Here is a 12,398-nt window from a genome sequence, read left to right as displayed (position 1 = left end):
ATAGCGTTGTTACACGAGTGTAGTTGCTGAATCTAGTTCGGTCGAGGAGACCGTGTTGAACATCTTGTACCTATCTCAGTATTTCTATCCCGAACAATTTCTCAATAACCATGTCGCCAAGTCATTGGTTGTTGAGGGGCATAGTGTGGATGTGGTTTGCTGTGTTCCCAATTACCCTGCTGGAAAGTTCTTTCCGAATTATTCCAACTCGCGGGGCAAAGAAGAATTATGGAACGGTATACGCGTTCACCGTGTATTTACGGTTCCGCGTGGAAAATCCGCTATCCAGCTTGTTTTAAACTTTCTAGTTTATCCTGTTGCCGCGAGTTGGCGGCTAATTCGTCTCCGACCACAACTCGGTGCCATCAGTTTCGTATCCATGCCGTCACCTTTGTTCCAGGCACTGGCGGGTATATTCGCGAAGCGAGTCTGGAAAATTCCTACTGTCTACTGGGTACAGGACATCTGGCCCGATAGCGCGGTCATTACCTTGGGGATACGTAACCGGCTTGCCATTCGCATGCTGAATGGGCTCTGCGGATGGATTTACCGGCAGGCTGATCTGGTGATGGTTCAAAGTGACGGGTTTCACGGCAGGATCAGTGCTTTTGGTGTGCCTGCCGAAAAGATCGTGACGCTGCCCAATTGTGCGCCGGACACATTTTTCCCGCTTGAAAACAGCGCGATTCCGACACGGATACGGATGTTGATCCCTCATGATCGGCGAACGATTATGTTCGCTGGAAATATTGGCCAAAGCCAGGATTTCGATACGCTTATCGCAGCTGCCGCCATGCTACCCGACACTACAGACGTGCTGATCGTCGTTGTTGGCAGCGGTCGGGATGAGGACCGGGTCAAGGAAAGTGTCAGGCAGGCCGGTCTGGACAGCCGGTTCCTGTTCCTGGGACGCCATCCCGAGGCGGATATGCCGGCATTTTTTGCGTGCGCTGACGCTATGCTGGTCACCTTGCGGGACGAGCCAATTTTTGCGCTGACCGTTCCCAGCAAGGTTCAAGCCTATATGGCCTGTGGCAAGCCGATTCTGGCCAGCCTAAAAGGGGAGGGTGCTGTTGTCGTCGCCGATGCACATGCTGGCATCGTCGTTCCACCTTCGACGCCAGGGGCGCTTGCAAAGGCAATAGATCAAGTTGGGTCAATGCAGGACGATGAACTACGCGCGATGGGCCAGCAGGCTAGGCGATCGTATGAGCAACATTTTTCCCTAGCTGCGGTGACGAAGAAGTTGGTCGCACATCTCCAAGTCGTGCTCGCGGCTTCGAGTTCGGCTAAGGCGTGAAAATTGTGCGTCCTCTCGTCGATGTCGGATGGACAGTGGAAGCCGGCAGAAACCGACCCGCCGCGCTGGCGACGATGAATAGGATTTGCCGAGACCATGACACCAAACCAAATTGACAGTGACCCCGATGGTCCCGCCGCGCTGCCCGTTGTGAGCAAGCCAGTTGCCGTATTATTATGTCTTACGATATTCGTGATCGGCTATTCCTTCTCCATCTGGCTACTTGGCGAGTATACAGGCGGAGACCAGAAGTTTTATTCAAACTTCTGGTATGCAATGATGTGGGCCCATCCGTCGCAATGGCCTCGCCTTCAGTTGCAATATCTCGGTTCAGCAGAGCCTCTTTACAGGCTTGTAATTGGTGCTGGAACATATTTCGAATTTGATAGAATCCGGTACTTGTCATTCTGGAATGGCATTATGCTCGCCGCTATAGGGTATATATTGCTAAGATACAGGGCATCTATACTATTCTCAATCTTGATACTGACGAACTATTACCTAGTGGTATTGCTTAGTTCCGCCGAGAGGCTAAAGTTCGCATATTTGGTACTCGTTCTTGCATTCTGTGGTGGAGGAATAAGAACGAAAACTACTCTGTCTTTCATGTCCGTATTTTTTCATACTCAGGCGATAGTTCAATTTATTTCGGCGGGACTGTATTATCTTATAGAAATAAGAAGGTCTATATTTTCGAGTAGATGGAAAACTGTTGCATTCTTTGTCTTTATTCCACTGCTAATCGGTATTGTGGCATATGCCGTAATCAATAGCGCAGGTGACGTAATTTCTCAAAAAGCCGAATTTTACAGCGGTGAGTCAGAAGGCGCTGCGGAAATTATTCAATGGATGCTGATATTAATCTGCGGTTATATCGTCTTTGATAAGCGAACTCAGTTCTTTATTGGTATGCTTCCAATGGGGGTATTGACGGCACTGTATGGAAATCGAATTAATGTGGCAACACTCGCTTTTTTCTGCGCTCTGTCTCTCGCGCAAAGCAAGACTAGGCACCCACTTGTACTCGCAATCATGGGTTATATGTCTTTCAAGACAATTGGCTTTATTATGAACGTGATCAGTAGTGGAGATGGATTTTTGGCATAGCGTTTGCCGTCAGAAGGTAACAGCGGTTGCGAGAACCGTGAATAGGATGCAGATGTGTCGTCTGCTCGTCCTTCGGCAGGCGTTGCGCTTATGTGATCGTCCTCGTGGCATCCCAATACAACCACGCTTTACCATTCAAAGGACCGATCCTAGACCTGTCTGTCTATGGCCATGGTGGGAGGCGTCCGGTTGGAAAAATGGGCAATACCGCTATAGCCGATCCACGACCGCGCCCTTTTTCGCGGGTCGTTGATAAGAGCCTTAGGTCAGAGAATATATGAACGATTTCTGGAGCCGGGTGGAAGCGTGGTTGATTACCCTGCTTCAGGGTGTGGTCGGTTTGAAACGATCAACCAAATTTGGCCTTATCTTGATGATGGACGCGGTGCTGTGCATCGTGGCCGTGTGGATCGCTTTCTCGCTACGGTTGGGCGAGTGGGAGTTATGGTCGCCAGCGGTAGCCGTCGTAATGTCCGCCAGCCTCGCGCTGTGGCTACCGCTGTTTCTCCTACGCGGTATCTATCGATCAATCATACGATTCATGGGCGTACGAACGATGGCCAACATCGCCTCGTCATGCGCGATGATGGCAATCATCCTGTTGCTGGTTTTTACCGTCAGCCCAGTTCAAGGCGTACCCCGAACGATAGGCATCATTCAGGCAATGATCTTCGCGGCCTTGCTAGTCATCAGCAGGCTTGTGACGGGATACGTGCTGTTCGATCTACTCAATCAACGCCGGTTTGAAGGTCGACTGAGCAGGGTACTCATCTATGGGGCAGGATCTGCGGGGCGTCAGCTGGCCGTGTCGCTCCGACACGAACCCGGCATGGCGTTACGAGGCTATATCGACGACGATGACCGGCTGTCCGGTCAACGTCTCGACGGCGTAGTGATCTATGGCGGTGGGAATCTGTCCGAACTGATCGCGCGATTGGAAGTCGATACCATCCTGCTCGCCATACCCCGGCTGTCCCGGCAGCGCCGGAAGGCGATCGTTCGCAAGTTCGAAAACGCCAACGTCCATGTTCTGACGCTGCCGGCGATGAGCGATGTAGTCGACGGATCGGTGTCGATCGCCGATCTGCGCGAAGTCGAGATCGGCGATCTGTTGGGCCGCGATGCGGTACCGCCGAACGACCTGCTCCTGCATAAAACAATCAACGGACGAACGGTCATGGTGACCGGGGCAGGCGGCTCGATCGGAAGCGAGCTATGCCGTCAGATCAGCATTCTGGGACCGACGAGTATCGTCTTGGTTGAGATGACCGAGCACGCGCTTTATTCAATCGAAGGGGAATTGCGGGAGGCGCAAAAGCTCGGGAAGGTTGACGAGCGGATCGCCATCCATACCGAGCTGGGCAGCGTTGTCGATTTAGGGACGGTACGTCGGATGTTCGAGCGTTGGCGGCCCGATACCGTCTTTCATGCTGCCGCCTACAAGCATGTCCCCCTTGTCGAGGAGAACGTAATCGCCGGGATGCGTAACAACATCTTTGGCACGCTGTACTGCGCATCGGAGGCGGAGCGGTGCGGCGTCCAGCACTTCATCCTGATCAGTACCGACAAAGCGGTCCGTCCTACCAACGTCATGGGCGCGACGAAGCGGGCGTGCGAGCTGGTGCTTCAAGCACTCTGTGCGCGCGGCAGCGAGACAAAATTCGCAATGGTCCGCTTCGGCAATGTTCTCGGATCTAGCGGCTCTGTCGTACCGCGCTTCCAGCGCCAGATCCGTGATGGTGGTCCGGTGACGTTGACTCACCGAGACGTCACGCGATATTTCATGACCATCCCGGAGGCTGCGCAGTTGGTCATTCAGGCCGGTGCCATGGCTGAAGGAGGAGAAGTCTATGTCCTCGACATGGGCGATCCGATCCGGATCTACGACTTGGCACGCACGATGATCAACCTATCTGGGTTGTTGGTTCGCGAGGCCGCTACTCCAGATGGTGACATCGAGATCCGAGAGATCGGGCTGCGTCGAGGTGAGAAACTCTATGAGGAGTTGCTGATCGGTAACTCGCCGCAAAAAACCAGTCATCCACGCATTATGCGCGCTCATGAGGCGTTCTTGGACTGGGCGACGTTGTCGTCTGCGCTCGATCAGATGGACTCCGTCCTGAAAAGCGGCAAACGCGAAGACGCACTAGCGATGCTGTCGAAACTCATTCCCGAGTTTCAAGGCGAACAATCGGTTCGGGCCGCCTCGGCGGTTAATGCCGAGGCGGCGCGAGCCGGTTGATCACTTTTCGTTCTGCAACGCGACGGCATAGGCATTGAATGACATGCAGACACACCGTTCCATTCGAGGGTTTTCGATAAGCTTGTCCTTCGGCCTGCTTCTAGCACTTTTAGGTATTCTGTGGCTGGCAGGTGGCGCATCGCGCGCGGATGTCTTGGGGCAGGTGATAGTGCGGAGCGTTGCGTGGGGCTTGCTCGTAGCGGCAATCCTGTTCGGCGAACGACCGTCGTTTGGTCAAGCGCGCCCGGTCTGGATCATCGCACTGGCCGCGCTTGCGCTCGCTCTGATCCAATTGCTACCGTTGCCACCCGAGATCTGGACGGCATTACCAGGGCGCGGTCCTTTGTTTGAGGCGAGCGCTGCTAGTGGACAGATGCAGACCTGGCGTCCCTGGTCGATCGTACCCAGCGCTACCGTGAATAGCGCATCTTCGCTTGTCGTCCCCCTGACTGCGCTGATGTTGATGGCTAGCTTGCGGGAAACCGAGGGGCCAATGGTGCCAGGTGCACTGCTGACAGTCGTGGCCGCATCAGCGATGGTGGGTTTGGTCCAATTCTCAGGGTCGACGCTGAACAACCCGTTTATTAACGACACGACAGGACAGGTTAGTGGCAGCTTTGCGAACCGCAATCACTTTGCGTTGTTCATAGCGCTGGGCTGTTTGCTGGCACCGGTGTGGGTCTTTACTGGCGCTCGCCGGCCTGGGTGGCGCGGTCCGATCGGGCTGGGCCTGACGATCCTGTTCTTCCTGACCATTCTTGCAAGCGGATCCCGCGCAGGTTTGGGGTTGGGCGTGTTGGCGTTACTGCTCGGTCTGCTGTTGGTGCGTCAGCCGATAAGTCGGATATTGTCGCGTTATCCCCGCTGGGTCTTTCCCGCGCTAGTTGCAGGCTTGGTAGCAGGAGTCGTATTGTTCGTGCTGCTAAGCGTAGCTGCAGACCGGGCAGTGTCGATCAACCGCCTGTTCGAGCTCGAGCAGGGTCAAGATATGCGCAGTCGCGGGTTACCTACTGTGCTTGAAATGATCCAAGTGTATTTTCCGATGGGCAGCGGAATTGGCGGCTTTGATCCGATCTTTCGGATGCACGAGCCATACGGCCTTCTGAAGCCAACCTATTTTAACCATGCGCACAACGATATCTTGGAAGTGGTTTTGGACGCAGGTTTACCGGGTCTAGTCCTGCTTGCGGCTGCGATTGGGTGGTGGGGCTGGGCCAGCATCACCGCATGGCGTACAGGGGAAACCGAAACACGCTTCCCAAGCTCGGTTCGGGGGTGTTGTTTCTGGTGATCGTCGCAAGCGTTTTCGATTATCCGGCACGGACGCCAATGCTGATGGCCGTGACGATCATTGCAGGGGTCTGGCTGAGTGCGGCCCAGAAGGATGCTCACGGCTCGCCTTTACCCCACGAGAACCAGCATCTATAGCCACCTGATATTCCCAGCCTGGACACGACCAAGTGCATGCGTAGCATCTGTAATACCATTGTCCTGGCACTTCTTTTGTCTGCGTGCGCGGGGCGAGAGCCGCTGCAATCGACGACGCGGCTTACCGTCGTTCAAAACGAAACGGGGTTACCCGCGCCGGATCGCAAGGATTTGACCGCTGCCGATCGGCCATCGCTGATAGGGCCACTCGACACACTCCAGATTGATGTTTTTAACGTGCCAGAACTGTCACGAGAGATGCAGGTCGACGCTAGTGGTCGAATCTCGATGCCATTGGTCGGGACGATCGAGGCGCGCGGTAAAACAGCGGGTGAACTGGCCGATGCGATCGAGGGCACGCTGCGTGGCCGCTATGTTCGTCAGCCGGAAGTGACAGTCAACATCAAGAGTTCTGTCAGCCAGGTCGTTACCATCGACGGTCAGGTGATCGAACCCGGGCTATACCCGGTTACAGATCAAATGACGTTGTTACGCGCTATCGCGTCCGCGAAGGGACTATCGGAATTCGCGAGACAGGAAGACGTCGTTATCTTGCGCACCGTCGACGGCCGCAAGATGGCGGGGCTGTACAACATCGACGCCATCCGGCGCGGCGCATACGATGATCCCGCTATTTATGCCAACGATGTCGTAGTCGTCGGTGATTCTCCGCAGCGTCGCAGGTTCCGTGATCTCGTTTCCCTGGCGCCTCTTCTCGCGGCGCCACTCATCGCTGTCGTGAACTAAGGCCCATTGTCGACATGAATATGATTTCTTCCCATCTGCGTGACGGTGCGGCGCTCGGTGGGTCCGGGTTCAAGGAAGTTGCAGGGAATAATAGCGACGCGATGTCTGTTATTCGGCAGTATCTGCGGATTGCTCAACGCTGGCGCTACGTCATACTTGGCGTGACTGCCGCTTGCGTCATACTTGGGCTTATCGTGACACTGCTCATGACGCCTAAATTTACCGCGACCACATCGATCGAAATTCTGCGCGAAGCAAATCAGGTTACGAACTTCCAAGGCGTTGAGCGGGAAACCGGCATTGCCGATCAAGAGTTCTACCAAACCCAGTACAGCTTGCTTGCCTCAAAATCACTCGCTGAACGTGTTGCGACTCAGTTGCGCTTAGTCGACAATCCAGAGTTTTTTAAGCAATTCGGTGATGGAGACGACAAGAAGGCGTTTCAATTGGTCGATGGGCGTTATCCAGCCTCAGGGCGCGCTGAGCGTCTGCGGGTTGCCGGGACGATCCTCAGTAAGAACCTGACCGTAACGCCAACGCGGTTCTCGCGCTTGGTCACTATTGGCTTCACAAGCCCCAATGCCGCTCTCTCGGCCAAAGTAGCGAACGCATGGGCGGAAAACTTTATCCAGACCAATTTGGAGCGTAAGGTCCAAGCCACGTCCTATGGGCGTAATCTTCTTCAAAGTCAGCTTGGCCAGTTTAAAGAGCGGCTTGATGCGTCTCAACGTCAGCTAGTGACTTATGCGTCGGAGCAGCAGATCATAAATCTGCCGCAAGCGGCGGGTAACGGCGGTCAAACCACGGAGCGATCGATCGTTGCCGACGACCTTGCCGCGCTTAATACCGTGCTAGGTCAGGCAACGGCCGAACGAATTCAGGCTGAAGCGCGCTATCAGAATGCCGGTCGTGCGGGCGCTTCGACTGAAGCGCTGCGAAACCAGGCAATCAACAGTATGCGCCAGCGTCGAGCAGAGTTTGCTGCCGATTATCAGCGGCTGATGGTGCAGTTCGAGCCAGGCTATCCAGCCGCGCAGGCGATTCAGACGCAGATCAAACAGCTCGATCGCTCGATCGCTGGTGAAGAAAGCCGTGTCTCTGGATCTATTCAAGCTGATTACCGTGAAGCGGTTGATCGCGAGCGGACGCTGCAAGCCAAGGTCAACCAGCTCAAAGCGAGCTATCTCGATCTGCGCCGGCGCAGTATCCAGTACAATATCTACCAGCAGGAAGTGGATACCAACCGAGCACTTTACGATGGCCTGCTTCAGCGCTTCAAAGAAATCGGGGTTGCCGGTGGCGTGGGCGTGAACAACATCTCCATTGTTGACCAGGCAGATATTCCGCAAAAGCCGTCGAGCCCGCGACTGCTGCTCAATCTTGTTATCGCACTGATGGCTGGGTTGCTTCTGGGAGCTGGGCTTGCCTTTGCACTTGAGCAGATTGACGAAGCGATCGCCGATCCCGGCGAAGTCGAGCGTCGCCTTGGCCTGCCTCTACTCGGTTCGGTACCGAAGGTAGATGGACAGACTCCCAAGGAAGCGCTCATGGATCGTAAATCGGACATGGTGGACGCATATCTCGCGGTTCAGACAAACTTGTCGTTTACGACCGAGCGCGGCGTACCGCGGTCCTTCGCGGTTACGTCCACCCGCCCGGCAGAAGGCAAATCTACGACGGCGCTGGCGCTAGCAACGACCCTTGCACGCGCCCGTCGCCGCGTGATCCTCATCGATGGTGATATGCGCTCGCCTTCGGTTCATCACCTGGGAGGGGTCGATCACGATCGGGGTCTCAGCAACTTCTTGTCGGGCGAAGAAAATATCGAGATGCTGACGTTCGAAATGAACGATCTCGGTCTCACTGCAATGACAGCCGGACCGATCCCCCCGAACGCGGCTGAGTTGCTTACCAGTACTCGTCTGTCGCTGCTGATCGAGCGCCTCCTAGAAACGTACGACCACGTCGTAATCGATTCGCCACCGGTAATGGGCTTGGCCGATGCCCCGCTCATCGCAGCGCAAGTGGAAGGGGTCGTGTATGTCGTGGAATCGCATGGCATCCGCTCCAGCATGGTCAAGACAGCGCTCGCGCGCATGGCCAGCGCGAACGCGCGTGTAATCGGTGGCGTACTGACTAAGTTCGAAGCTCGTAAGGCACATTATGGTTACGGCTATGAATATGGCTATGGCTATGGCCGCGATCGTGCCGCAGCAAAGTCTGCCTAAAGTAGTGCGGCGACGCAGCTCCTTTCGAAGCGATCGGTGAAAGAATGGGGTGTTCGTGGAGCACTAGCCGTGCTTGCCATAGGCTTGGGTGGCATCAGCATTGCGAATAGCTTGGCTGAAGTTGTTAAAGGGGACGACCCGGCGCAAGCGCACGTTTTGGCGCCAGGCAACGGAAAGATCACGGCGCTTCTGGCTGCAAAACAGTTGGGTGACGCTTCGGTGGAGAGGGCTTCATCGGAAACGGCTCAGCTAGCAAGACTGGCGGTACGCCAGGATCCCACTGCGGTTCAAGCCGTAGCCACGTTGGGCTTTCAGGCTATGATGCAGCATAATCCAACCATGGCGCGACGGTTATTTGCCTATTCCCAGCACCTGTCGCGGCGTGATCTCCAGACCCAGATCTGGGCCATAGAGGATGCGGTGACCCGGGGAGACGTTGCTGACGCGCTACGTCACTATGATATCGCGTTACGGACTTCGAACCGCGCGCCGGACCTCCTCTTCCCTGTTCTATCAAAGGCGATTGTGGATACCGACGTTCGTACGGGTCTTGTCGCTATTCTGGCCAAACAACCTAGCTGGAGCCTGCAATTTATAAACTACCTCGCTAACAGCAGTGGCAGTCTCGAAGTAAGCGCCAAATTTCTGGCTCAGCTACAACATACGGGTGTTCGAGCACCAGAGGATGCGGTTGCTGCCACGGTCAACGGCTTGCTGGCCAACCAAGCCTTTGAAACCGCATGGCAATTCTATGCCTCAGTCTGGCCTGCGGTTGATCGACGTCGGTCCCGTAATCCGCAGTTTTCCTCAAATCTTTCAACGCCTTCACAATTCGATTGGACGCCGGTCAACGACGCAGCGATCAATACTTCAATCCAGCGTGACGGACGTCACGGCCTTTTCGACTTCTCAGTCCCGCCGAGTGTTGGTGGGACATTGCTAACCCAAATGCAGATGTTGCCACCGGGACGATATAAGTTAGAAGGGCATACCACCGGAATTGACCAAAGTGCGCAAACGGCCCCTTATTGGGTACTAACCTGTCACGGTGGAGGTGAACTTGGCCGGATTGAAATACCCAATTCAACGCAATCAGATGGTGCATTTTCCGGACAGTTACAGGTTGATAGAAATTGCCCGGTTCAAATGCTAGCTCTTATCGCTAGGGCTTCGGATGGCATCGCAGGTAATTCTGGACAGATTAACCGCGTTCAATTGTCTCCGGTGATTTAATGGCGGGTATTCTACGGTTTTGTGAACGCTCACTACCAATAAAAACTGTGGCAAGTGTATAATGGGCGAATCAGCCAAGCAGTTGGTCAATATGCTCTGCGCATTCGGCGTGGGGTTCACCCGGACATAATCGCGCTCGAGGGTACTAACGAACGCCTCAGTCATATCATTCGATTGAGGACTGCTGACTGGGGTCGAGCGTGAGACCAGCCAAATGCCCCGGGCGAACGCACGTATGTTGCGAGCTGTATCGCAGTTGCCGTTATTAGTAAGCCACTCGATTGGTTCGGGCACCCAGCTAGAGGTGCCTCGGCAAATCTGGACAGGCTACAAAATGGGGTCTCTGCCTGAAGGCGGCTAGCATGGCTGCCAAACAGGAGATGAGCTGACGAAGCCAACACGCCGAAACCATAGTCTAATCTGCAAGGCGAAGGTAGCGTCGCCTGTGGTGAAAGGGAGAAGACGCCCGCAGAGTTGGCGGAATTCGACGTTCACCCGAACCCGATCACAATTTGGCGTGGCCAGTTGGTGGACGGGGCGGCAGGAGCTTTCGGGTCGGACGGCCATAGTAACCTGGCCGAGCCTGCGATCGACGTAATGACGTTGCACGCCAAGATCGGCGAACGGAAAGCTGGTGAACGAATTTTCGCCCGGTGCGCTCGAAGGCGGGACTGTCGCGGAGCTCAAAACGATGATCGACCGTTCGCATGCGTTGCCGGTCACACGGCAAGCGCGGGAATTAGGGATCCACGGCTGCGTCTATTATCCGCGCAGGCCGACCCCGCTGCCGATTTTGCGATCATGGGGCGGAACGACCCGCTGCACACGAATTTCCGCTTTCGCGGGCAGACAGATGCTGCGCGATGTGCTTGCCGCCGAAGGTATCAAAGCAGGCCGCCTGCGCGTCTTGACGTTGATGGAGAAGGTGGCGATCAAAGCGGTCCGTTGGGCTATAGCCGAACACAAGATCTATTACGCGCCAGCATCAGAGCCGCCAACATTACCACGCTAATTTTTATTAGAAGTGCAACATTCCCGTGTCCGATAAGTGTCATTCCCGGACATGAGAGTAGCGTGTTGGAATCGAGCGTGGCACACGCTTTTATATGGCCGCTTCCCATACTTTTGGGCCGATCCCGTTCGATCCGGACCTCGCACCGTCGCGAACGGCGCTCGTCTCCGTGTACTCGGATGAACCGATGTTGCCCGCAGTCCTTCACGAAAAGATTGAGCGAGCGGCCGCGTACGCCAAAGCGGCGCGTTCCGGTGCGACGCGGCGCGCTTATGATTCCGATTGGGCAATCTTTACCGCCTGGTGCACGCAGCACGGCCTGGCATCACTGCCGGCAACGCCGGACATCGTTGCGGTCTTTGCCAGCGACCAAGCAACTGCGGGGCTCAACCCGTCGACGATCAACCGGCGGGTGGCGGCGATCGGGCATCATCATCGCGCTGGCGGGTATCCGGCACCGACCGCAATGCCGACCGCGGGGCGTCTGGTTGAAGTGCTCGCCGGCATTCGCGCAGAACATGGCGGTGCCAAACGGCAGAAGCGTCCGGCAGACGCGGCCGCGCTGCGCAACATGCTGGCCGCTATCGACGGCGAAGGTTTGCGGGCGCTGCGCGATCGCGCGATCCTGGCGATCGGCATGGCCGCGGCGTTACGGCGTTCCGAGATCGTCGCACTGCAGGTCGAGCATATCCAAATCGTACCCGAAGGGCTCAGGCTGACGGTTGCCCATTCGAAAACCGATCAGGGCCGGCACGGCATCGGCATCGCTATTCCTGAGGGCTCGCGCATTCGGCCCAAGGCGTTGCTTCTCGCGTGGATGACTGCGGCCGGACACGCTGAAGGACCGCTGTTTCGACGTCTGTCGCGCCGCGATGCGTTGACCCCTGCTGCGATGTCAGACCGTGCGATCGCGCGCTTGGTCCAGCATTATGCGGCGGCCGCAGGCTATGACCCGACCGAGTTCGCAGGGCATTCTTTACGCGCGGGGTTCCTTACGGAGGGCGCATCGCAAGGCGCGACGATCTTCAAACTTCAGGAAGTCAGTCGGCATAAATCGGTGCAGGTGCTCGCCGACTATGTTCGCAATGCGGATCTATTCAA

At 55.9% G+C, this 12,398-nt stretch carries 9 protein-coding genes; all 9 read left to right on the top strand.

All coding sequences use genetic code 11. The features are described from left to right. Window positions 1-55: 55 nt before the first annotated feature. The gene (locus QP165_RS19735) at window positions 56-1,300 is read left to right on the top strand and encodes a glycosyltransferase family 4 protein (protein WP_333997090.1); all 1,245 of its coding nucleotides are present in this window, start codon (window positions 56-58) and stop codon (window positions 1,298-1,300) included. A 192-nt stretch (window positions 1,301-1,492) separates the two neighbouring features. Continuing rightward, entirely contained in the window at window positions 1,493-2,407 is a 915-nt protein-coding gene (locus QP165_RS19730) for a hypothetical protein (protein WP_333997089.1), read from the top strand. A gap of 277 nt (window positions 2,408-2,684) precedes the next feature. Then, window positions 2,685-4,649, top strand: a complete 1,965-nt coding sequence (locus QP165_RS19725) for a polysaccharide biosynthesis protein (RefSeq protein WP_333997088.1) — start codon at window positions 2,685-2,687, stop codon at window positions 4,647-4,649. A gap of 43 nt (window positions 4,650-4,692) precedes the next feature. Then, window positions 4,693-5,940 carry an O-antigen ligase family protein gene (locus tag QP165_RS19720; protein WP_333997087.1) on the top strand — a complete coding sequence of 416 codons (1,248 nt, stop codon included), beginning with the start codon at window positions 4,693-4,695 and terminating at the stop codon, window positions 5,938-5,940. Between the two features lie 173 nt (window positions 5,941-6,113). Beyond that, window positions 6,114-6,824: a polysaccharide biosynthesis/export family protein gene (locus QP165_RS19715; RefSeq protein ID WP_333997086.1), complete on the top strand. Its 711-nt coding sequence runs from the start codon at window positions 6,114-6,116 to the stop codon at window positions 6,822-6,824. Between the two features lie 14 nt (window positions 6,825-6,838). After that, a complete protein-coding gene (locus QP165_RS19710; protein ID WP_333997085.1) occupies window positions 6,839-9,052 on the top strand; it encodes a GumC family protein in 2,214 nt (737 codons plus the stop codon). A 36-nt stretch (window positions 9,053-9,088) separates the two neighbouring features. Beyond that, on the top strand, window positions 9,089-10,285 hold the full coding sequence (locus tag QP165_RS19705; RefSeq protein ID WP_333997084.1) for a hypothetical protein: 1,197 nt from the start codon (window positions 9,089-9,091) through the stop codon (window positions 10,283-10,285). Window positions 10,286-10,919: 634 nt separating this feature from the next. Then, on the top strand, window positions 10,920-11,297 hold the full coding sequence (locus QP165_RS19700; RefSeq protein ID WP_333997083.1) for a hypothetical protein: 378 nt from the start codon (window positions 10,920-10,922) through the stop codon (window positions 11,295-11,297). A 94-nt stretch (window positions 11,298-11,391) separates the two neighbouring features. After that, window positions 11,392-12,398, top strand: a 1,007-nt coding sequence (locus QP165_RS19695; protein WP_333997082.1) for a site-specific integrase, incomplete at its 3' end; no start/stop codon positions are given.

The organism is Sphingomonas sp. 22R3R2A-7 (assembly GCF_036856055.1).
Lineage (GTDB): Bacteria > Pseudomonadota > Alphaproteobacteria > Sphingomonadales > Sphingomonadaceae > Sphingomonas.
Note: the sequence above shows the minus strand (reverse complement) of the source record. Positions and strands in the feature narration are given on the sequence as shown.

Coding starts and splice junctions, on each gene's coding strand:
- QP165_RS19725 (WP_333997088.1), top strand. CDS start 2,685: ATGAACGATTTCTGGAGCCGGGTGGAAGCGTGGTTGATTACCCTGCTT.
- QP165_RS19720 (WP_333997087.1), top strand. CDS start 4,693: ATGCAGACACACCGTTCCATTCGAGGGTTTTCGATAAGCTTGTCCTTC.
- QP165_RS19715 (WP_333997086.1), top strand. CDS start 6,114: ATGCGTAGCATCTGTAATACCATTGTCCTGGCACTTCTTTTGTCTGCG.
- QP165_RS19710 (WP_333997085.1), top strand. CDS start 6,839: ATGAATATGATTTCTTCCCATCTGCGTGACGGTGCGGCGCTCGGTGGG.